Source organism: Lentilactobacillus farraginis DSM 18382 = JCM 14108, assembly GCF_000583655.1.
In the GTDB taxonomy this organism is placed as follows: domain Bacteria; phylum Bacillota; class Bacilli; order Lactobacillales; family Lactobacillaceae; genus Lentilactobacillus; species Lentilactobacillus farraginis.
Genome location: NZ_BAKI01000006.1, coordinates 54,972 through 77,605, shown reverse-complemented (window position 1 = coordinate 77,605; position 22,634 = coordinate 54,972). Strand labels below are relative to the sequence as shown.

Here is a 22,634-nt window from a genome sequence, read left to right as displayed (position 1 = left end):
ACTATTCCTCCATAACTAGTGGATAATTTTTTTAACTTTCATATCAAAGTCTTCAATAGGCCAAGCCGCTTTTTCAAAAAATTGAGGCGGCGTTGCGACCGCGATTGACATCCCTTCAAAATCTGCTAAAAATCGGTCATAGTAGCCACCACCGAAGCCAAGCCGGTAATGATCGCGGGAAAAAGCCAAGCCAGGAACAATCAGGGCATCAATTTCTGATTTAGCCACAACAGTCCCACCAACCGGTTCTTGAGTCCCAAACTTTGTTCGCTCCAAGCGGGTCGTCTCATCGAGTACAACAAACGCCATTTGACGTTTGGGAAGGGTCCGGGGGACAACGACCTGCTTTTGATGAGCCTGTGCAAACGTAATAATCGGCTGGGTTGGAATTTCTTCAGCCATACTAAGTGTAACCCCAATGACGTTAGCTTTTAAAAAATCAGAATCTTCAAAAAGCTGCTGATAAAGATGCTGCAACGTCGCCGAGGTTTCCGGTTGTCCTAAAAAATGATGAATTTTTTCCAGCTGTTGTTTTCGAAAGGCAACTTTTACTTTATTTCGCATGCTTTAACCTACTTTACATTTATTTCAAGCTCGACTCAATAATGAGAAAAAGAGACTGGATAAACAGTTTCCCGTTCACTTCCGGCCTCTTATTAATCTCACGCTTTTGCAAAATGAATCTGATTTGGGCCTCACAAAGCCATGTAGCTGAGTTAAAATCCCGCATGAATCATTTTACAAATAAACGTTGTTATTTTGTTTCTCGATGTAATGTCACTTTGCGTTCACGTGGGCAATACTTTTTAAGCTCTAACCGGTCTGGATTGTTCCGACGGTTTTTGCTTGATAAGTAAGTGCGTTCGTGGCATTCAGTACATTCCAATGTAATGTGTACGCGCATGGAATAGGACCTCCAAACTTTTTTCTTTATACAGCTAGTCTAATAGCATCAACTCTGAATATTTTATCATCAATCATCACAAAATACTAGGATTAAATTGATAAATGTTAAGTATTTTTACTTAACAGTCGATGTCGACTGAACTTCTTTCCAATAAGCAGCGTAAATCCGCTTTGCCAGCTGCATATTGTTACTTTCGGCATTGACACCTAAGTTGGGCATTGCTAAAGCAACAACAACTTGTGGATTCGTTGAAGGCGCAAACGATGCCAAGCTCAGCGTAACCGTTTCATTTCCATTATAGAATGTCTGAGCCGTACCGGTTTTGGCGGAAATTTCCGGTTTGATGGTATCCAGCTCGCCACCGGTCTTATAAGTGTTGGTACCATGAACAACGTCATAGAGGCCTCGCTTAACAACATCCCGTTGCGCCTTAGTCATATCAATATGATTTAAAACCTTTGGCATAACCGTTGCCTTAACCGGACCCAGCTTACCGTTCTTACTGGTTCCCCGAATTGACTGCACAATATGCGGCGCAATTCGATAGCCGCCGTTAGCAATGGTTGACATATATTGAGCCACTTGCATTGTCGTATAAGCATCATAGTTACCAAAGGACTCATCCAAGGCACTTCCAATGTGGGAACGACCGCTGGCACCTTTCAAGCCGGTTGATTCACCCGGAATATCAATGCCGGTATTCACACCCAACCCGAACTGGTTGAAGTATCCCCGCAGCTTACTGAAGATCGATGGATTCATTGTCAAAGCCCCGCCTTCAACGTACTTAAACCGAGCCTCTTTCATTGCCAGCTGCATCATATACGAGTTTGAAGAAACTTCCAAGGCGCCACTGGCATCAACTGAAATATTGGAACCACCATTATGGTTGAACCATGATGACTTCTTTACGCCACCGGTCGTAATCGGCTGATCCGTTAGTGTACTATTAGTTGGCGTGATCACCCCGTCCATAAGTGCACCGGAAACCATTGCCCCTTTAACAACGGACCCCATGACAATTGAGCTGTTAATATTGCCAAGAATGTTATCCGTAATTTTAGACGTTTTCGGATTTCGATTAACGCCAGCCATACCAATAATCGCACCATTGTTAGGTTCATAACAACCGCATACGTCCCGGTTGAATTACCGCCGGCACCTTGTTCAGCAGATCTGACAAGCGACTGTAATGTTTTCTGGAACTTAGCGTTAATTGTTAACTGAAGATTATCACCCTTTTGGCCGCCATATTTCTTAATCTGTTTTTTGATCTCGTTGTCACTATTTAAAACAACCTGAGTTTGAGATTTGGTACCACGAAGAACGGGTTCATATTGACGCTCCAAATAACTTTGACCAACACTATCGTTACGAGAATAGCCTTCTGCCAGCAATTCGTTAACCCGGTCACTCGGTAAGCCGGTCTTTTCGTTTGAAACCGTTCCGGTAACCCCTTGGATGGACTTGCCATTTGGATAGTTTCGGCTCCAGCTGGTACCGACGTTAACGCCCGGCATTTCCGACAAATGTTCACCAACTTGGGCCACTTCAGCTTCGGAAACGTTATCGTCCTTGATGTTAACAGTTGAAAGCTGATAAGCACCACTCATTTTGGCAAAAATTTCCGCTGCATTTTTGGTTGCTTCACTAAACCGGGAATTAGGTATCTTTTCAACGTAATCCAAAGCCTTATTGTATTTAGCATCGGCACTATATCCGTCCAATCCGGAAAGTTTTTCCTCAACCGCAGCCAGGTTTTTAGGATTAGCCAAATAATAGTCGGCCAACTGACGCTTGGTCAAGCTGCTTTGGGAAACTCTAACATAATTGGAAAGTTTCGTGGCAGTCTTATACAAGTCGTTTGAAAGTTCGTTAACGCCCTTAGTATAGATGATCGCCTGGTGGGCTGAATTTCCAACCAATACCTTGCCGGTTGAATCATAAATCATCCCTCGCTGCACGTTTCCCGTAACTACGGACGTGTCGGATCGGTTAACCTCGGCTTTAAACTTTGATCCATACATCACTTGAAGATAAGCCAACTGTGTCAGCAATGCTATAAATAAAATACCAACAACAATAAAAATAACATTAATTCTAAAAGGCAGTGACGCTGCCTTTGTTTTTTGGTTCTTCTTAGTTCGTCTTCTAAAGATTTTCAAAGTCATTACTCCTTGCCCATGAACTCAATTCTATCAAATTTCTTTTACAAAAACTAGAACTGTTGGCCAATCTTTAACTTCTTATGATATTCTAAACGTTGACATTTATTTTAAAAAAGGAAGGTCAATGATGAAATCAAAGCGATACCCATTACTACTCTGCTTTTTGATCCCAGTCATCATTACGGTTGGGTACTTTATTTTTAGACATTTTGCACCATTCGGAAGCTCTTCTGTTCTAACAGTTGATATGGGTCAGCAGTACGTTGATTTTTTTGCGCACTATCGAGATACACTGCTGCATAATCCCAGCGGTTTTCTGTACTCGTTTGCCAAAGGATTCGGCGGTGACATGTTTGGGACGTGGAGCTATTATCTGATGAGTCCACTTAACCTATTGATTTTACTGTTTCCCGTTTCCATGTTGCCCAGTGTTTTGGCAATTATCACCATTTTAAAATATGGACTAGCCGGATTAAGCTGCGGTTATTTTCTTAAAAAGAAATACCAGGCAGCCGATTGGTCAATTATCGGGTTTGCCGTTTCCTACGCACTGATGGGTGGATGGTCGCAAACCAGCTTAATACACTTTGGATTGACGCCGCCATTCTACTGCCGATTATTTTTCTTGGACTTGACAATCTGTTAAAATCCCAATCCGCTAAGTTATATACGGTCAGCCTTACCGCAATGCTGATTATTAATTATTATATGGGATGGATGATTGCTATCTTTGTAACGGCCTATATGATTATTTTCGGTATTGCCAAAGCGTTGCCTGTCCAAACCGGCAGCTATGGGAAAGTCTTTTTCCGATGGTTGAAAGCCTCCTTGTTAAGTGGCGTTCTATCAGCTTGGCTCTTAATTCCGACTTTCTTCTCACTGCTGACAAGTAAAACCAATTATTCGAAAAATGAATTTCGGGTCAGGTTCGAATATAACCCGCTGGATATGCTGGGAAAGTTTATTAACGGCTCTTTTGACTTCAAACAGCTGCCGAGTGGGACGGCAAATATCTTTGTTGCCAGCGTCGTTATTATCTTATTTCTTTATTATTACTTCTCGCCAACCATTAACTGGCGATTCAAAATTGCCAACTTTGGCCTGACGGCTTTCTTTGTTCTTTCCATGTGCTTTCAGCCGCTGGATCTGTTCTGGCACGGGATGCAACTGCCCGTCTGGTATCCATATCGCTTTTCCTTTATTTTTTCGTTTTGGATGATTTTGACCGCCTTTGAAACTTTTAAAGATATTTCGGCTCACAACATTCGGTGGCGCAACTTCATTGCCAGTATGACCATTATCTTAATTGGGATGCTCTATATCGGCTTAAAAATGAAAAAATTTGAATATTTACGTGCCGGCAACTATGTCTGGGGTTGGATTTACCTGCTCCTGAGCATCGGCTTGATTATTTTTTACGGTTTATATCGGCAACACAAACTGCTTTCAGCCGCACTTGCCGTTTTAATGGTCGGAGAAATGAGTTTAAATTTTGTCAATTCACTCAACAATATCTCCTACTTAAATAATACCGATTACACCAAATTCGCAGGGATTACCCGATCACTTACCGATAAGATTAACCAAAATGACAAAAGCTTTTATCGAACCGGCCAAACCTTTTCCAGAACCAAAAATGACGCATTAACAGCGAACTTTAATGGCGGCTCGATTTTCTCGTCTACGCTTGAATCCGCAACTTCAAATTTCGCCGGTAACATTGGCCAGCCAAACGGCGACGCCTATATCCTTTATTCAAACGGGACCATGTTTACCGATTCGCTTTTATCAATGAAATATTGGTTAAATGAACGACCGGTTACCGTCAAAACGAATCAAAAAACCATGCCGCAATTTTTAAGCACTCTGACGAGTAAACCCGATTTAAGCAAGTATGAGCTGCTTTCACAGACAAAGCAGACAAATACCTATCGCAATCCATATGCATTGCCATTAGGCTTTGTATCTCCAAAACAGCCGTTAAAAACAACGGCCGTTCCCAACAGTCCAATCGCTTATCAGAATCAACTGGCCAAACAGCTGGATCCAAAAATCGGTGATTTATTTAAACCGGCAGCCTACACAGACGTTTCATATCATAATATTTATCCCGTTTTGGATTTGAATAACGCGGTCCTTCGAAAGAAGAACATGATGGAACAATCCTATATTACAATGAAAGTCCCAATTGAAAAGAACACGTCATACTACATGACAATGGGGCCAAACATTTCAAATACGCAGCTATCGGTTTTGGTAAACGGTAATAGCCTGGTGCAATTCAGGCCGGCTAAAAAAACCGTTGTCGCAAATATTGCGACTGGTGGAACTGCAAATGATACCATTACTGTTAAACTTTACGCAAACGCAAATGATGTTTGGCTTCAAAACGTTAAATTTTATAAACTAAACGATCAAAAAATCGCTCGTTTTTCACAGGATCTCAAACAATCACCATACAAGATCTCAAATTGGAATAATCATCAATTTACAGGAACTGTTCATGTTAAAGCAGCCAAACAGTCGCTTACCACAACAATCCCATACTCTAAGTTGGCACGTAAAAATTGACCATCAGACCGTCAAGCCCCGAAAATGGGCTAAAATGTTTATCTACGTCCCAATTACCAAAGGGACCCATCAGGTTACTTTTACGTATTGGCCAGAAGGCTTGGGAATTGGGCTAACCATTTCGTTAATAGGTATCTTTTTCGTTATCGGCAGTTATTATTACAAACGAAATCATTAATCCAATGCACAAAATTTAGCATTAAAAAAGCCAAGGATGATTGGGGAAGCTCCCTAAATCATCCTTGGTTTTTACATATTATCCAACTCAATCGTTTTATAACTCACCATTTTTGGTATAGGTATAGAAAACATTTTCTGGATCTTTGTGGGGATCGAAATCAACCCCCAAATCATACCCCTTGAAAAACCATTCATCGCCTTCGTCCACAAAGTATTTAACGCCATCTTTATCCGTTTCGGTATATACTTCTTCTGGATGATCGTCACGAGTGATTGCTAACGAAAAGCCGTCGTGTACGGGGGTTTTGCCATAAACTTTCCCATAAAACCGAACTCCGTTACCATCAGACAATCCCATTTCTTCATGGAACCACTTACTTGCAGCATCGGTAATTTCAATTTTCATTAATCGCACACTCCTCATTATTTACGAATTCGCTTACATCACATTATATCATCGATTGTGAAATTAACAAAGGAATAGCAAAAGGCAATCAGCCCAGTATTTCACTAAGCTGATTGCCACTTTGTTTAAACAAATTATTTTTGATATCTTACTTAACTTCTAAAATCTTAACTTTCATATCACCGGCTGGAATATGAATCGTCACTTCTTCATTCAACCGATGTCCCAAAAGCCCTTTTGCGATTGGCGAATCATTGGAAATCTTTCCCGACATTGGATCGGCCTCCGCAGCCCCTACAATTGTGTAAGTTTCCGGCTCTTCATCAGGCAGTTCTTTAAAAGTTACTGCCTTTCCAACTGTCACTTCGTCTTTATCGCTGTCATTAGAATCAATAATTTGTGCATACTGAAGCATGTGTTCAATCGTCGTAATCCGACTTTCCAACATACTCTGTTCGTCCTTTGCTGATTCATACTCGGAATTTTCAGACAAATCACCATAACTTCTGGCAACCTTAATCCGTTCAACCACCTTTGGTCGTTGATTTACCTTTAAGTCTTCCAATTCCTTTTTTAATTTATCCCGACCTTCTGCGGTCATTGGATATGCTTCTTGTTCAGCCATCAAAAAATTCCCCTTTGTAAAAGATTAAATTGTTGAATCAAAGTTTTGCTTGATCTGTTGATTACCCCGGCTTCTTAAAATAGCCCGCATTTTGGTCGTTAACAAATCAATTGCTACCTGATTCTCGCCGCCTTCGGGTACGATAATATCCGCATAGCGTTTGGTTGGTTCAACGAATTGATGATACATTGGTTTAACAGTTGTCAAATATTGCTTAATGATACTGTCCAATGAACGGCCACGCTCATGCATATCCCGTTCAATTCGCCGAATAAGACGAATATCATCATCCGTGTCGACAAACACTTTAATATCCATTAAATCACGTAATCGTTCATCGTCAAGTATTAAAATGCCATCGAGAATAATTACTTCGCGTGGATCCTGATGGATTGTCTCCTTACTGCGGGTAAACTGGTTATAATCATAAACCGGCTTCTCAATTGGTTGATAATTTAGCAGTTGCTTTAACTGCTGAATAATTAAGTCATAGTCAAAAGCCATTGGATGATCATAATTAACCTTTTTGCGCTGTGCCATTGTCATATTAGACTGATCTTTGTAATAAGAATCCTGCTGAAGAATCATAATCGAATAGTTTGACAATTCGTTAAAAATCTTCCGGCTTACCGTTGTTTTTCCGCTGCCAGAACCACCAGTTACACCAATGACAACTGGTTTTTGTTTTGGTTTCACCATGAATCGAAATTCCCTTCAGTATTGCTTGAATTAGTTATTGGCCGTGTGCTCGGCAATTTGTTGCTGATGTTCTTCATAAGTCTTTGAATAGTATACTTTCCGGGTCTTCGTATTTGCAACAAAATACAAATAGTTTTTTGATCGATCCAGTGGATGAAGAACCGCTTGAACAGAGCTAACGCTTGGACTATCAAAAGGTCCCGGCCCAAAGCCGGCATATTTGTACAGGTTATATGGTGAATTGCTCCGAAGATCCTTATTGGTTAATTCTTTACTATTACGATGAATTGCATAAAGAACAGCAACATCAGACTGTAGCGGCATGTTAATATCAATTCGATTTAACAAGACACCAGCCATTTTTCGACGATCCGTCTGATTAACGCCTTCACGTTCGATTAAAGATGCCAAGGTCATAAACTGCTGCATCGTCATTTTTGTCTTTTTAATCTGCTTATAATAAGGCGTCAAAACTTGATTTGTTTTGGCAACCATTTGATTAACAAGGGAATTAAGTGACGTATTTTTCTTAACCTCATAAGTTGCCGGATACAAGTATCCTTCAAGCCGATACCTGACGCCCTTGGCTTTCATCGCCGATGTCAATAATTGTGGATAACGAGCAGCCAATTGTTCCATAAACTGCTTATCTTTCATAACATTGATAAAATTCTGCTTTGAAAAATCAGTTGTCAGGGCAATTTGGGTTGCAATCTGATCAATATTAGCCCCCTCACGCACCAGTACCTTCCCCTTTGTACTTTGAATCGGTTCATCGGTACCGCCCCGCTGCAGTTTTTTAGCAATTGCTTTTAAACTCATTGATGGCTTTAACTGATAGTAACCAGCACGAAAATTACTCATATTATTTGATTTGACATAATAATCAAAAACCATGCCGCTTTTAACAATTTTTTTGTTTTGCAAAATCGAGCCGATTTGCTTATTAGACGCGCCTAATGGAATGTGAACTTGTTTCACACTTGTATTTTGAGGATTCATCGGCTTTAAAGCTTCCTGAAAATATCGATAGCCTAAAAAGCCAATGGCGATCGCCAAAATTACTAAAATTGTAATTACGGAAATAATAATTTTTCGCCCTAAACTCCGGTTGGGTTTAGGAGTCCGTTCATTTGAGTTATTACTCATCAGATGCTCCTCCTACTATTCTCAAATCCCATTATAAGGTTGAAACTAGCGAATTTCCGCATTTAACTCATCAGTTAACCGTTTTTTAATCTTTTCAAAAGCTGCTGTCACAACTTCATCTTTTAATGTTTCGCGCGGGTTAACATACAATAATGAATAAGCCATTGACTTTTTGCCGGCTGGGATATTTTTGCCTTCATAAATATCGAACAAATGAATATCATGCAAGTAAGCACCGCCACGTTTCTTCATTAAGTCCACAACCTGCTCATTGGTAACTTCATGATCAACCAAGAATGAAATATCTCTTTCAACAGATGGATACTTTGAGATTGGATGATACTGATCATCACTCTTAGGAAGCTCAATTAATGTCTGCAGATTCAATTCAAAAGCATAAGTTTCTTTGATTTTAAACTGTTTGGCGACCTTCGGATGAACTTGGCCGATAAAACCAACGTAATGACCATGAATACTAATATCTGCTGTTCGTCCCGGATGCATTTCCGGATACTTATCCGTTGCCGTGTAACTCAGTTCACCGTTAATTCCAAGATTTTCAATTAACTGGTTAACAATCCCTTTCAAGTCGTAAAAGTCAACTGGATGAACATGATTATTCCAGGATGCAGCTGTAAAGTTCCCCGTTACAACACCAGCAACATGCGCTACTTCGTCTGGGCGAACCTGCTCATCCGAGTCTTTGTAGAAAACCCGGCCGATTTCATATAGAGCCACATCATTTACTTTATGCGCATGATTATATGCAACATCGTCCAATAAACCGCTTAACAAATTCATTCGCAGCGTTGAATGATCCTGGGTCATTGGTGATAACAGCTTGGTTAACTTACTCTGGCGCATTAAGAACAGCTGCGCTTTGGTGGCTGTCGTCAACGAATAAGAGATTGCCTGAGTCAACCCTAGCCCTTCCAAAGCATGCCTTGTTGCCCGGTCAAGTTTCTGGGCAGGCGTCAGAGTACCAATCGTTTGTCTGCCGGTTGGCAGTGTCGCCGGTAGCTGATCATATCCGTAAATTCGAGCGATTTCTTCAAATAAGTCGGCCTCAATATGGATATCCCAGCGGCGAGCCGGAATTGTCACGTTCAACCCGTCATCTGCTTGTTGACTAATAAACCCTAACCGATCAAAAATTGCTTGAATGTCCGACAAGCTTAAATCCGTTCCAAGAACATGATTCGTTCTTTCAGCAGTTATAAAAATCGTTGGGAGTTTCGGATGATATTCGGAAGCAGTCACAATTCCCTTGGTAATTTGGCCACCGGCTAGCTCCTGAATCATGTTGGCAGCCTCATTAAGGGCATCCTCAACGCCATCCGGATTAATGCCGCGTTCAAAGCGTTGGGAAGCCTCAGAATGCAGAACGTGGCGCTGAGCGGTCTTTCTAATCCGAATAGAATCAAAAATAGCCGATTCCAAGGCCACCGCTTTGGTCTGATCATCAATTTGTGTATTATAACCACCCATAACACCGGCAATAGCGATTGGCCGTTCACTATCGGCAATCACAATGTCTTCGGAAGACAAATCATGATCTTCTTCATCTAAGGTTTTAATTTGTTCACCCTTTTTTGCCAGGCGAACCTGAACATTTCCCTTTATTTTATCCTTATCAAATGAATGCAGCGGCTGACCATACTTCAGCAAAATATAGTTAGTAACGTCAACAACGTTATTAATTGGCCGAATACCGGCATTCCAAAGCGTAATCTGCAGCCAAGCCGGACTGGGAGCTACCTTAACACCTTTGATTACTCTTAATTTATAAGTTTTAGCCAACGTTTCATCCGCCGACGCTTTAAGTTCGTCAGCCGCGTTTAAATCAGCAGCTTCTTTTACTACCGGTTTTTGAATATCCGGCTTTTGATCGTAAATCGCTGCCAGTTCGTGAACGGTTCCCAAAATACTCAGCATATCACCACGGTTGGGGGTAACATCCAAATCAATAATCGGATCGTCCATTCCAAGATAATGATAAACCGGTTCACCAACCGGAACACTATCGTCAAAAACATAAATGCCATCAGCCCATTCCTTGGGTACGACATCTTTACTAAAACCAATTTCGTCCAGGGCACAAATCATGCCTTCCGATTCAACACCCCGCATTTTGGAACGCTTGATTTTAACATTGCCGCCAATCCGGGAGCCCGGTAGAGCAACAATCACCTTTTGATCTGCCGCAACATTAGGCGCACCACAAACAATTTGCAGCGGCGACTCCTCACCGACGTCCACTGAACAGATATGAAGGTGATCGGAATCCGGATGATTGGTCATCGACAAAATATGACCGACTACCAGCTTCTTCAAACCTTCTTCAGCAACATCCACTGAATCCACCTCAACGGCCGTTCGCTCAATTTTTTCGGCTAAATCTTTAGCCGGCATATCCAAATCAAGATACTTTTTTAACCAGTTATATGAAACTTTCATTCTTTAGTTACCCCTCTTATCAAATTGATCTAAGAATCGGACATCGTCAAGATAGAAATCACGAATGTCATCAACGCCATATTTCAGCATTGCAAAACGATCAGGGCCAACGCCAAACGCAAATCCGCCATATACCTTTGAATCAACACCAGCCATTTCCAAAACGTTTGGATGAACCATGCCGGCTCCCAAGACCTCGATCCACCCGGTATGCTTGCAGACATCACAACCCTTACCCATGCAATTAAAGCAGGTGATGTCAACTTCTACGGACGGCTCGGTAAATGGAAAATAGCTTGGACGAAGACGAATATCAAATCTGTCGCCAAAGATTTTTTGGGCCATTGTCAGCAGCGTTCCCTTAAGGTCGGCCATCGTGACGTGACGGTCAATAACCAACCCCTCAACTTGATGAAATTGATGGGAATGAGTCGGATCGTCAGTATCACGACGATAAACGATTCCTGGTGAGATCATTTTAAGCGGCCCCTTTGAAAAGTCATGCTTCTCAAGTGCCCGAGCCTGCATCGGTGACGTCTGGGAACGCATCAAAAACTCCTTGCTTAAATAAAAAGTATCCTGCATATCCCGGGCTGGATGATTTTTAGGCAAGTTCATCATTTCAAAATTATACTTATCAGACTCTACTTCCGGCCCTTGTAAGACTTGATAGCCCATTCCTAAGAACAGATCAACAAATTCGTCAATAATCTGTTGAATTACGTGCGGCTGTCCTTGGGCAACCGGTTTTCCCGGCAGCGTTACATCAATTTTTTCTGCAGCCAATTGCTTATTCAAAGCCGCATCTTCAAGATCTTCTCGATGTGCTGCTACCGCTTGCGTAATTGCATCTCGAATCTTATTAGCATAACTGCCGACTTCCGGACGTTCTTCCACGGGCAAATCTTTAATACCACGTAAAGTGGCCGTAATAGGGCCTTTTTTACCCAAAAGATGAACTCGGATCTCATTTAACTTTTTTAGATCAACAGCCGAGTCAATATCCGCTAAACCCTTTTGTTTAATCTCTGTTAATTTATCGCGTAACGACATGGTTTCCCTCCAAATATTTTTTTGCGTTAAAAGTTAACTTAACAACTAATTCCCCGAAAATTAGGGCACAAAAAAACTCCGTCCACCCAGGGACGAAGTTTCGCGGTACCACCCTAATTTGTCACTAAAAAGTAACACTCTTAAGCATCATTAACGGTGATTACCGGAAAATTTTTGTTATCGTAAACTCCCATTTTCTGCTCGAAAAATGAATTCGATCAGCCACCCACTCTGTTCGCACCAACCACAGAGTCTCTGAATAGATTAGCCGTCTACTACTTTTTTCTCAAACGCATTTACTTAGTGAATGATAATCTAAAATAAAAAAATGGTCAAGCTAACTTTCAGTGCTTGGATACCATTTTTCAGACCAGGAATGAATTGCACTCATAATCGGTGCCAATTCTTTGCCTTGTTGGGTCAAAGAATATTCAATCAGAGAAGAGTCGGGATATTCTTTTCGAATAACGACACCGTCATTTTCAAGCTCACGCAGCCGTTCTACCAGTACTCGATCGCTGCATTTGGGAATCTGACGGGCAACTTCTCTAAATCTCAAAGCACCTTCCTGAAGTAAAACGTCAATAATTAAGCCGTTCCATTTTTTCCCCAGAAATGAAAAAGTTTTTTCGAATTTTGGACAGAGAAAATAATTGATAGGTTCTCTCAAGGCAATATTTTCTTTCATAAGTTTCCCCTCCTTAAACTTACTTTAAACCGACAGCTCGCTACTTAATGGCCGCGATTCGATTAAGCTGCTTCTTTACTTTCGTTCTAAACGGATTCATAAACTCGCGAACTGCTTCATAGTCATCAACCAACGAAACAATTACACTTTCTTCATATTTCGGACGGGCCAGGGTAAGTCCCCACATGTGCTTTAAAATAATATCTTTTTCAACCGGAGACAGTGTTGTGATTTTCTCAGCATTTCTAAGTGCCACTCGCGGATGAACAAATGCGTGTGACCCTAAATCAAACTTCGTTGTCCGCCAGTCATAAAAGAATAGATCATGAAGCAGACCTGCACGGGCAACCGCCCGATAATCCAGATCCCTTTTTTTGGCAATTCGGTAACTATCAAACGAAACAGCCAAAGAATGCTCGAGTCTGGTAGAATGATGGTGTTGTTTGTAGTTGGCTAATTTTTGAACAGTTGGATTCTTAATTAAATCACCAACAATTTGAACATATTCAGAATCATTTTTCCATTCATCTTTGCGCATATTATACCCCTTTGCCCTTTATTACAAGACATCATACTAGATATTTTCTGAAATATCAACAAAAACGAACATTACTTAAATAAAATGAAAGATTAAGATGCCCGCCGCAACAGCAACATTTAATGATTCAGCTTCACCGTTCATTGGAATATACAGATTTTGATCCGTTTTGTCAAGTAAATCTGCCGCAACACCATTTCCTTCATTCCCCATAATTAATGCAAATTGCTTTGTTGGTGTCGCATTATCATAGGCAATTGCCCGTTTATTTAATTCGGTTCCATAGGTCGGAATGTTATGCTTCTTAAACGCTGCAAGCCACCGCGAGAGGTCACCTGAAAATAACCGAATATGAAACTGACTGCCCTGCATCGAACGAACAACTTTGGGATTATAAATATCCACGGTCCCTTTACCAAAGACAACCCCATTCATTCCGGCAGCATCTGCCGTTCGAACCATTGTACCGATATTACCAGGATCTTGAATGTTATCAAGCATCAGCCACGAACCGCCCAGCTTTTCGGGAATTGATTCATGGTAATCTGCCGTATTTAAAATCGCAAAAATCCCCTGAGGCGTTTCGGTAGCGGAAATGTGTTTGGCAACTTCCGGTGTTATTAAATAAGTCTCAACCGTAGTAGAATCAAACTGAAGCTGCTCCAAAAAATCAGCGTCGGTTACGATAAGCGCCTTAATCCGGCCACCGTGTTTAATTGCTTCATTGACAATATGCCAACCCTCAATTAAATACTGTCCGGAAGTTAACCGGCCCTTTTTGGATTGCAGCTTCCGCCATGTTTTAACACGGTTATTCTGATTAGAGGTAATTGATTGCATTAAGCTCTTCCTTTTATGATAATTTAGTTAATAGATTTGTGAGGTGGTTTAATATGGATGAAGAAATTAAAACTGTCAAAATAGATGTATTCGGGATTGTTCAAGGTGTCGGGTTTCGCTGGGCAACTATTCAAGTAGCCAAACATTTTAATATTGCCGGCTGGGTCCAAAATAAACCAGACGGATCAGTCGAGATTGTAGCACAAGGCCCACTGGCGTCACTAACCCAATTTGCTGCCCGCATCCAGGAATCACCAACCCCTTACGCTAAAATCCATTCCATCACTACTAATTATATAACGAAATCAAGACTAAAAGGCTTTAATGTCAAATATTAATAAAGATTAAGAGGTTTGACCAGATTTAAATTGAAAACTTGGACAGTATCGAGTAAGATTTAATTTGTCTATGTATTAATAAAGAAAGGTCTTAATCGATGAAAAATTTAAAGCGCATAACGACATTCGGCGCACTTTCCGGAATGGCGTTACTACTCAGTGGTTGTGTCCAGACCACCAAATCAGGCAAACCATATGGACTGGTCTATGATTATCTTGCCCGTCCGGCTCAGTCAATTATGGAAGCAATTGCCCAACTTGTCGGCAGTTACGGCTGGGCAATTGTTGTATTGACTGTGATTGTTCGAATGTTTCTACTGCCGATTATGGTTCGCCAAATGAAAAGTTCAACAATTCAACAGGAACGCATGCAAATGATTCGCCCGCAAATGCGTGAACTGCAGCAACGACAAAAAGCTGCTAAAACACCAGAAGAACAAGCAGCCGCCAGTCAAGCTATGATGGCACTTTACCGACAAAACAATATTTCAATGACAGGTGGTATTGGCTGTCTGCCGTTACTTATTCAAATGCCGATTTTTACAGCCCTATACGCAGCGATTCGATATTCGCCGGAATTGTCACACACCGTCTTTATGGGGATTCGACTGGGACAAACCAGCTGGCTTTTAGCCGTCCTATCTTTTCTGTCCTATCTACTCCAGGGTTATCTAATGATGTTGGGAACCCCTACAGCTCAAAAGAAACAAATGGGGGCCATGATGTTAATGAGCCCGATTATGATTCTGTTGTTTACGCTCTCGGCACCAGCCGGGTTGGGAATCTATTTCTTTATCGGCGGTTTGTTTGCCTGCCTGCAGACTCTAATTATGAACCTTTACCGGCCAGGAATTCGTAAACGAATTGCCAAAGAAATGGCAGGTAAAAAGCCGGTAACGGTTGATGACCTGATGCCCAAAACATCTGTTAACAAGTCTGATCCGGCTGCAACTCAAAAAACAATTCACAACCGCAATCGGCAACGAAATACCGGTAAGCAGCAAATGAATTCTCAAAAGCCGGAAAAATCAAGTTCAGCTTCTAACCAATCGATTAAAAACAAGTCAAGCAACCAGCCGGCTCGAAATAATCGGCAGCGTAATGCTGGTAAGCAACAAAATCATCATCAAAAATAAAATTAAATAAACTCGTTGTTTGCACTTTAAAGAAAAAGATGTTGGAAAAATTGAGGCATACCTCAAAAAATTCCAACATCTTTTTTGTCTTTATGAACGCAGTTAACGCGCTATTTTAATTGTGAGCCATTATCCTGATCCGAATCAGCAGTTTGATCCGGCTTGGCTACCGAAGTATCTTCATCGTCTTTATCTTCATCAGGCATATTTTTAACGATTGGCAAGTTAATTTGGAAGATTGAACCATATCCCAATGAACTTTCAATTGAAATGTTACCATGATAAGCTTCCACTAACCGATGAGCGATTGAAAGGCCTAAGCCGTTGCCCCCCTTATCTCGGCTTCTGGCTTTATCGACCCGATAAAAGCGATTAAAAACTTTGTTGATATCTTCTTGGGAGATGCCTTCACCAAAATCCTGAATCGCAATATTAACCATCGACATCGATGTCGACAACGACATGTGAACTTCTTTTCGCTTTTCGGAATATTTAATCGCATTATCCAATAAGATAACCAAAACCTGTTCCAAATGATTTCGATAAATCTGCACGTACACATTATCATTCGTATCGTCATCAAAAGTAAACGTAAAGTCGGGATGGATCATCTTAAAATCGTTATAAACTTGTGCAAAGACCTCATTGACATTGGTTATCTCTTCACCATAGTTTAATTCAACCTGTTCAGCACGAGACAGATCCAACATTTCCGAAACCAAACTTTTCATGCGTTTGGTTTCCTGAAGAGACGCTTTCAATGATTCTTCCAAAACTTCCGGATCATCTTTACCCCACCGGAGCAACATATCGATATGACCTTGGATAACTGCCACCGGCGTTCGCAATTCATGGGAGACATCTTCGACAAATTGCTGTTGTTGGTCAATATAACGGCGAGTCTGATCCAACATACTATTTAAAAGATCAGCCAAATCCGACAATTCATCATGACTTTTCAAATCAGGAACCCGCGCATCAGAATCCGGATCGGTTTTAACCTTGTTGATGGTTTCCTGGATTTGGTTAATTGGCCGCAATAGCTCGGCAACCAACAAATAAGCCAAAATTAGAGAAACCAAAACAGAAATTAACACCAGAATCGCTAAAATTACACCAAGTTTTCTGGCTGTCTGCCGATAACTACTCAGTTCATCAATGACCTGCGCGTAACCAATCAGAGAGCCATTCTTCTTCGCATGCAGTGGTTCAATCCCCACCAACACGTTCTTACCGTTTTGGCGGGTTGTCATAATCCGTCGCTTTGTCGAAGCGTTAAACTTGGACATATTCTTTTTTGATTCAAACAGTCGCTTTCCGCCAACACTGTATACATTAACCAGAATATTATCCCTTGAAAAATTAACGATTAACGAATCAGAATAAATGTTGCTGTCGTTATCCTGAGACGCTTCACTATTCAACGAGGGCCGTAAGTACCGCTCAACATCCCCCTTTGATAGCGGAGAAGCATAGTTGGTCAACCTTGAGGAAACCGTTGAAAGCGTGTTATCAATGTGCATTCGTTCCTGTTCAAGCAACACATTGGTAAAACGATTAAAGATTAATACTGAAAAAGCAATTACAATTGCCAAAACACCGATCGAGGTAAAAAAAGCCCATTTCCACTTTAACGAAATTTTGCGTTTCCCAGACTGATTATCGGTTTGGGTCATGACCGCATCACATACCCGGTCCCTCTTACAGTTTGGATATAGCTATTTTCACCAGGACGATCGATCTTGTTTCGTAAGTACCTAATGTAAACATCAACCACGTTGGTTTCGACTTCTGAGTCATAGCCCCATACCTTGGTTAACAGAACATCCCGAGCCAAAACGACGTCAACATTTTCCATCAACGTTAATAGTAATTCATATTCACGCTTGGTTAAATTGATAACTTCATCACCACGACGGACAATCCGGCTTTCCTTTTCGATTGTCAGATCTTTAAAAGTAACCGATTTTTTGCTGTTCTTCTGCTGATCGTTTTCAATTTGAATTCGACGTAATAATGCCCGAATTCTGGCTAAAAGCTCTTCAATTGCAAAGGGCTTCACGATATAATCATCAGCGCCATGATCAAATCCGGAAACCCGGTCGATAACAGAATCTCTGGCAGTCATCATAATGATCGGCGTATTCTTCTTTTCACGAAGCCGACGGGCAACTTCCATACCATTCAATTCCGGAAGCATCAGATCCAACAAAATAACATCGAAATTCTCATCCAATGCTGCTTGAAGACCCGTTCGACCGTTTAACTCAACTTGAGTGTCATAACCTTCGTGTTTTAATTCCAGTTCGACGAAACGCGCCAAATTCTTTTCGTCCTCAATTATCAAAATTCGACTCATAAATAATCAGCTCTCCTAAATTATCTTAATTTATTTATTATTGCACCTTAAAACATTTTAACATAATTCTCATTTTACCATAGTTGTAAGAAAAGTAGTGAAGTAGTTTAAAAATTCGAAATAATCTTAAACTTTGAAAAAAAGTTTTCTTTTTTGGTTAATATGTTCACTTTTTCACTTGAATCAAATCACTTTCTTGCTTATAATGAACTTGTTTGAAAATAAATTACAAAAAGGATGATTTATTAAATGAAAGCAGCAGTTGTTAGGGACCCAGTTGATGGTTACGTTGATATTAAAGATGTTCAATTGCGCCCAATCCACCAAGGCGAGGCCCTGGTAAAAGTTGAATATTGTGGATTATGTCACACAGATCTTCACGTTGCCGCCGGCGATTTCGGCAAAGTACCCGGCCGGATCATTGGTCACGAAGGTGTCGGAAGAGTTATTCAAGTTGCTGATGACGTTGATAACTTGAAGATTGGTGACCGGGTTTCCATCGCCTGGTTCTATAAAGGTTGCGGTCACTGTGAATATTGTACAACCGGTCGTGAAACACTGTGCCGAAACGTCCAAAATTCAGGCTTCTCTGTTGATGGTGCAATGGCTGAACAAGTAATTGTACCGGCCAACTACGCGGTTAAAGTCCCTGAAGGCTTGGATCCTGTAGAAGCAACATCATTAACTTGTGCCGGGGTTACCATGTATAAAGCCCTCAAGGTTGGTCAAACCCGCCCTGGTCAATGGGTCGAAGTTGTTGGTGCCGGTGGTCTGGGGAACCTGGCTGTGCAATTTGCACACAATGTCTTTGGCGCCCACGTGATTGCCGTTGATGGTAATGAAGATAAGTTAAACGCCGCTAAAGAAAACGGTGCCGACATCACTATTAACCGTCATGATCCAGATGTTGCCGAACAGATCCAAAAGAAAGTCGGCGGTGTTCACAATGCTCAAATTACAGCAGTTACAACAGAAGCTTTCACAACTTCTGTTAACGCATTGCGTCCCGATGGCCGGTTGGTTGCCGTTGCACTTCCAAAGGGTGATATGCGCTTAACATCGATAAGACCGTTTTAGACGGGATTCAAGTAGCCGGTTCACTGGTTGGAACCCGCCAAGACCTTGCCGAAACTTTCCAATTTGGTGCTGAAGGCAAAGTTAAGCCAATCGTTAAGACTCGTCGACTAGAGAAGTAAACGATATTATCAATGAAATGAAACAAAATAAAATCGTTGGCCGGATGGTTGTCGATTTCACTAAATAATGGCTCTTCTCATCAAACAATTTTGAAAAACGTTCGTTAATATAATCGATGCCAATGAAAAAATTTTTCGTTGGCATCTTTTTTACTATCACGATAACTGAGACAATTTTGGACATAAAAAAAGCAATTTAGAATCCATGGCGTTCTAAACTGCTTTCTTTATTTTACTTGTTCTTCAAAACCTTACGGCCTTTATACATACCAGATAGTGAAACGTGATGTGGTAATGTGTATTCGCCGGTTCTTGGGTCGAGACTCAAGTTAGGAGTCTGCAACTTAATGTGACCGCGACGCATCCGTTTTCTGGCTTTTGAAGTTCTACGTGCTGGTGTTGCCATGTCTTTCCCTCCTCATAACTAAAATATCCACTAGTGAATTTTTAAGTCCAGCTAATTAGAATCCTGATCTTTAAAAAAGTTCTTTAATTTTGCCAGACGTGGATCAACTGTTTTTAATTCTGCCTTCTGATCCGCGTAGTCATCAACTGAAAGAACCTTCCAATCGTCACCACTCGGCATCGGTTTCCCCGCTTTTTCTTCAGGAGACAAAATGTGCATAGGAATATGCAGAATCACGTTATCAATTACCGCTGAACGGATATCGACCTCATCGTCCTCATCAAGAATAAAAACAACATCATCCTTTTCATATCTGGACTCAGCGGCCTTTGAAGGTACATAATATTCCTCAACCGCAAAATCCAATGGCAGCTCAACCGGCGTCAAAGATCTTGAAGAAGGAACAACCAACTTACCTACAATGTGCGTATCGACAATCACGTCGCCACGGTCTGAAAATGCAGTCCCATCAATCTTAAAACTGGTTGCATCAATTACCTCATCGGCATATCGATCCAACAATTCCTTTTTAATATCAAGAACTTCATTAAACGTGAACGGATCTGTATCGGAGTACTTTTGTAAATCCTTAAAAAACCACTTCAATGTAATTCCTCCAATGCAACAAAATTCATTATACCGGCAACAAAAACGCTTGTCAAGGTGTTTTGCTTGATAGTCATTAGGCTAATTTTCAAGAATAATCGGGTGTTTATAGAAGTCCTGATGACGGCCGTTCGTCATTTCGGTTAACATGCCCGCTTTAAAATCAAGACCGACCAAAGTAGCGACCGTTTCCTGATTCACTTTGGAAATCATGGGTAATTTCAAAGAACGCTTTATCTGATTCAAATAACGCCTTCCCAAGCCCGTACACCCCAGCAAACGAATATATTGGGGATTCAGCAGCATCTCGGCAGCTGTTGCGTGCAGCAGCACGTAACAGCATAATCTTTGAATCCTAGTGTAAGTATAACGCTTTGTTTTCACCAAATGTAAAAATTCAGGAAAAGTTTTTGCTTCAATTGCGGCCTGTTTCAGGCGATATTCAATTCCTTCCGTCATTTGATAAATTTTTTGCAGCTGTCCAATTGGCGCTTCAATCAGTTCAAATCTTAGGAGCGGCCAAAATTGTTCCCAAGTGATCATTGAATCCGTATTAATTAAGTGCTGCGAAGCTTTCGGCACAAATTTTTCGGCTAACTGAACCCGATCTTTTTTAAGCGAATTCCTAATCGCAGATGCGCTGGAAATAACCCCCGTTGTCAGCTGCTTATCATTATGATTACTGCCAACCCGCTTGATTGGTACCAACGTCAGCGGATAGCCCAAATCAGCGTTGGCATTGGCATAACCAAAGGCCAAAATATCATTGGGTTGATCCAACCGAATGCCCGTTTTTTGATACAGATATTCTTGAAAGATGGATGCGTAAGGCCGATCAAATTGTTTAAATGAGTTGTCTTTTCGTGGCTGATTTTCAATTAACGTTTGATAATCAACACCAGGGTCTCAACACCAAAAGCCAGCCAATGACAATTCATCGCCGAAATCAACCTGACTGCCCCGGCTGAAAAAATATGCGATGGTTGAACCGCCGAATAGAACGGCAGTTCAATCACTACGTCCACCCCGCTTTCCAAAGCCGCTTGAGCTCGAGCCCACTTGTCATATAATGCGGGTTCGCCCCGCTGCAGCCAGTTACCACTCATGACGGCAATCGCGACGTCAGCACCGGTCCGACTTTTCGCTTGTTTTAATTGATACAAATGCCCATTATGAAATGGATTATATTCTGAAATAATCCCAACCGCCTGCAGCATTTTAATACCCCTTCTCACAAGCGAACAACCATCTTTTGACTTTTTTTTCAAAAGGTGCCCGGCCAAAATCAGTCGTTACCTCAATATTTAAAAAGCCGGCTTTATTTAACAGCTGGCGATATGCTTCAACCGGATAGGTCCGTTCTTTGTGAAGCTCATTATAAGCGTCATAAGCATCTTTTTGACTATCATAAAGAAAGAATGTTAACTCGTGTTCAATACCGTGAGCAACGTTCTCTGAAGCATAGCTGGTCCACATAAAAGCCCGGTCATCGTCCTGAAAATTATACATATAACCGGGATAAACTTCGTCCGTTTGATATGGTGTAATCACATCGAACAAAAAATGACCGCCCGCTTTCAAATGTTCAAAAATTTGAGTAAAGGTCTGTTGTAAATCAGCCGTCGTTTCCAAGTAACACAAAGAATCATCAAAACAGGTAATGCCATTATAATCAGCCAAACCGTCTAAAGAACGCATATCTGCCTGAAAAAATGAAATTTGCTGTCCCGCTTCCCGCGCCCGTTGATCAGCCATACTCAGCATATTTTCCGATAAGTCTGCGCCAGCCACCGAATAACCAGCTTGGGCAAGCTTTACAGCCAATCGGCCGGTGCCGCAAGCCAGATCCAGCAGTTGACCGGTTGGCTGAATCCGCTTGGTCGTATAGGCAAACCACTGATCGTATAATTTTTCGTCGAATAAGTCATCATAAAACTCGGCGAATTCCTGATAAATCATACCTCAACCCAGGAATCGATATTAACCAGCGGTGCCTCCGACCACAATTTTTCCAAGTTATAGAAATCACGCGTATCTTTTTGGAAAACATGAACAACCACATCGCCCAGATCAATTAAAATCCAATTAGCCGTTTCTTTTCCGGAAACACTATAAACATGGACTTCGTTAGCTTCGACCTGATCGATCACCTCATCGGCAATGGCTTTAACCTGTCGATTCGAGTTGGCGTCAGCGATAATAAAATAATCAGCCATTAAACTAACTTTCTGCATATCCAAAACGACAATGTCATGTGCCCGCTTGCTGTCAGCGGCCCGAACAACGATTTGTGAAATTTCTTTACTGTCCAT

General features: G+C 41.3%; 22 protein-coding genes, 3 pseudogenes and 1 other annotated feature. Of the genes and pseudogenes, 5 read left to right on the top strand and 20 right to left on the bottom strand.

Annotated elements, in window-relative coordinates; translation table 11 throughout:
• Positions 1-15 precede the first annotated feature (15 nt).
• The 3 genes and pseudogenes from JCM14108_RS03945 to JCM14108_RS03940 all read right to left on the bottom strand — a co-directional run bounded on the left by JCM14108_RS03945 (position 16) and on the right by JCM14108_RS03940 (position 3,078).
• Positions 16-564 carry a 5-formyltetrahydrofolate cyclo-ligase gene (locus JCM14108_RS03945; protein ID WP_035178556.1) on the bottom strand — a complete coding sequence of 183 codons (549 nt, stop codon included), beginning with the start codon at positions 562-564 and terminating at the stop codon, positions 16-18.
• Between the two features lie 190 nt (positions 565-754).
• Positions 755-904: a 50S ribosomal protein L33 gene (gene rpmG, locus JCM14108_RS14255; protein WP_003554303.1), complete on the bottom strand. Its 150-nt coding sequence runs from the start codon at positions 902-904 to the stop codon at positions 755-757.
• 117 nt (positions 905-1,021) lie between these two features.
• Positions 1,022-3,078, bottom strand: a pseudogene (locus JCM14108_RS03940) (peptidoglycan D,D-transpeptidase FtsI family protein).
• Between the two features lie 121 nt (positions 3,079-3,199).
• Between JCM14108_RS03940 and JCM14108_RS03935 the strand changes: the two are divergent.
• Together JCM14108_RS03935 and JCM14108_RS15780 are read left to right on the top strand one after the other, a co-directional pair.
• Positions 3,200-5,646: pseudogene (locus tag JCM14108_RS03935) on the top strand (YfhO family protein).
• A 34-nt stretch (positions 5,647-5,680) separates the two neighbouring features.
• A complete protein-coding gene (locus JCM14108_RS15780) occupies positions 5,681-5,824 on the top strand; it encodes a YfhO family protein (RefSeq protein ID WP_272944508.1) in 144 nt (47 codons plus the stop codon).
• 96 nt (positions 5,825-5,920) lie between these two features.
• Here JCM14108_RS15780 and JCM14108_RS03930 read toward each other — a convergent pair whose 3' ends face one another.
• The 9 genes from JCM14108_RS03930 to JCM14108_RS03890 form a co-directional block, all read right to left on the bottom strand.
• Positions 5,921-6,232: a HesB/YadR/YfhF family protein gene (locus JCM14108_RS03930; protein WP_035178555.1), complete on the bottom strand. Its 312-nt coding sequence runs from the start codon at positions 6,230-6,232 to the stop codon at positions 5,921-5,923.
• A 148-nt stretch (positions 6,233-6,380) separates the two neighbouring features.
• Entirely contained in the window at positions 6,381-6,857 is a 477-nt protein-coding gene (greA, locus tag JCM14108_RS03925) for a transcription elongation factor GreA (RefSeq protein WP_035178554.1), read from the bottom strand.
• A gap of 24 nt (positions 6,858-6,881) precedes the next feature.
• On the bottom strand, positions 6,882-7,556 hold the full coding sequence (gene udk, locus JCM14108_RS03920; RefSeq protein WP_035178553.1) for a uridine kinase: 675 nt from the start codon (positions 7,554-7,556) through the stop codon (positions 6,882-6,884).
• Between the two features lie 30 nt (positions 7,557-7,586).
• Entirely contained in the window at positions 7,587-8,705 is a 1,119-nt protein-coding gene (mltG, locus tag JCM14108_RS03915; protein ID WP_035178552.1) for an endolytic transglycosylase MltG, read from the bottom strand.
• 45 nt (positions 8,706-8,750) lie between these two features.
• Positions 8,751-11,162 carry a phenylalanine--tRNA ligase subunit beta gene (pheT, locus tag JCM14108_RS03910; protein ID WP_035178551.1) on the bottom strand — a complete coding sequence of 804 codons (2,412 nt, stop codon included), beginning with the start codon at positions 11,160-11,162 and terminating at the stop codon, positions 8,751-8,753.
• Between the two features lie 3 nt (positions 11,163-11,165).
• Complete coding sequence (gene pheS / locus JCM14108_RS03905) at positions 11,166-12,215, bottom strand: phenylalanine--tRNA ligase subunit alpha (RefSeq protein WP_035178550.1); 1,050 nt, start codon at positions 12,213-12,215, stop codon at positions 11,166-11,168.
• Positions 12,216-12,300: 85 nt separating this feature from the next.
• Positions 12,301-12,515 (bottom strand) — a binding site (T-box leader).
• 37 nt (positions 12,516-12,552) lie between these two features.
• Entirely contained in the window at positions 12,553-12,903 is a 351-nt protein-coding gene (locus tag JCM14108_RS03900) for a winged helix-turn-helix transcriptional regulator (protein WP_035178549.1), read from the bottom strand.
• Between the two features lie 40 nt (positions 12,904-12,943).
• Positions 12,944-13,441 carry an HD domain-containing protein gene (locus JCM14108_RS03895; RefSeq protein ID WP_035178548.1) on the bottom strand — a complete coding sequence of 166 codons (498 nt, stop codon included), beginning with the start codon at positions 13,439-13,441 and terminating at the stop codon, positions 12,944-12,946.
• 75 nt (positions 13,442-13,516) lie between these two features.
• Entirely contained in the window at positions 13,517-14,281 is a 765-nt protein-coding gene (locus JCM14108_RS03890) for a TrmH family RNA methyltransferase (protein WP_035178547.1), read from the bottom strand.
• Positions 14,282-14,334: 53 nt separating this feature from the next.
• Here JCM14108_RS03890 and JCM14108_RS03885 point away from each other — a divergent pair, with 53 nt between their 5' ends.
• Both JCM14108_RS03885 and yidC read left to right on the top strand, forming a co-directional pair.
• Entirely contained in the window at positions 14,335-14,619 is a 285-nt protein-coding gene (locus tag JCM14108_RS03885) for an acylphosphatase (protein ID WP_035178545.1), read from the top strand.
• A gap of 98 nt (positions 14,620-14,717) precedes the next feature.
• Positions 14,718-15,755 carry a membrane protein insertase YidC gene (gene yidC, locus JCM14108_RS03880; protein WP_035178544.1) on the top strand — a complete coding sequence of 346 codons (1,038 nt, stop codon included), beginning with the start codon at positions 14,718-14,720 and terminating at the stop codon, positions 15,753-15,755.
• 110 nt (positions 15,756-15,865) lie between these two features.
• Here the strand turns inward: yidC and JCM14108_RS03875 are convergent, their stop codons facing one another.
• The gene (locus tag JCM14108_RS03875; RefSeq protein WP_035178543.1) at positions 15,866-17,431 is read right to left on the bottom strand and encodes a HAMP domain-containing sensor histidine kinase; all 1,566 of its coding nucleotides are present in this window, start codon (positions 17,429-17,431) and stop codon (positions 15,866-15,868) included.
• Positions 17,428-18,114 (bottom strand): response regulator transcription factor, encoded by a 687-nt coding sequence (locus JCM14108_RS03870; RefSeq protein ID WP_035178542.1) that lies wholly within the window; start codon positions 18,112-18,114, stop codon positions 17,428-17,430. Before JCM14108_RS03870 ends, JCM14108_RS03875 begins: the two co-directional genes overlap by 4 nt.
• 249 nt (positions 18,115-18,363) lie before the next feature.
• Between JCM14108_RS03870 and adhP the strand changes: the two are divergent.
• Positions 18,364-19,378, top strand: a pseudogene (gene adhP, locus JCM14108_RS03865) (alcohol dehydrogenase AdhP).
• Between the two features lie 164 nt (positions 19,379-19,542).
• Here adhP and rpmF read toward each other — a convergent pair.
• The 6 genes from rpmF to rsfS all read right to left on the bottom strand — a co-directional run bounded on the left by rpmF (position 19,543) and on the right by rsfS (position 22,634).
• Positions 19,543-19,716, bottom strand: a complete 174-nt coding sequence (gene rpmF / locus JCM14108_RS03860) for a 50S ribosomal protein L32 (RefSeq protein ID WP_003554336.1) — start codon at positions 19,714-19,716, stop codon at positions 19,543-19,545.
• A 51-nt stretch (positions 19,717-19,767) separates the two neighbouring features.
• Positions 19,768-20,322, bottom strand: coding sequence for a DUF177 domain-containing protein (locus JCM14108_RS03855; protein WP_035178541.1), 555 nt, complete (start codon positions 20,320-20,322; stop codon positions 19,768-19,770).
• An 81-nt stretch (positions 20,323-20,403) separates the two neighbouring features.
• Positions 20,404-21,141 carry a nucleotidyltransferase family protein gene (locus JCM14108_RS03850; RefSeq protein WP_500778291.1) on the bottom strand — a complete coding sequence of 246 codons (738 nt, stop codon included), beginning with the start codon at positions 21,139-21,141 and terminating at the stop codon, positions 20,404-20,406.
• A gap of 59 nt (positions 21,142-21,200) precedes the next feature.
• On the bottom strand, positions 21,201-21,539 hold the full coding sequence (locus JCM14108_RS15775; protein ID WP_272944507.1) for a nucleotidyltransferase family protein: 339 nt from the start codon (positions 21,537-21,539) through the stop codon (positions 21,201-21,203).
• 1 nt (position 21,540) lies between these two features.
• Positions 21,541-22,281: a class I SAM-dependent DNA methyltransferase gene (locus tag JCM14108_RS03845; RefSeq protein ID WP_035178539.1), complete on the bottom strand. Its 741-nt coding sequence runs from the start codon at positions 22,279-22,281 to the stop codon at positions 21,541-21,543.
• A complete protein-coding gene (rsfS, locus tag JCM14108_RS03840) occupies positions 22,278-22,634 on the bottom strand; it encodes a ribosome silencing factor (RefSeq protein WP_035178538.1) in 357 nt (118 codons plus the stop codon). The genes JCM14108_RS03845 and rsfS overlap by 4 nt, the downstream gene beginning before the upstream one ends.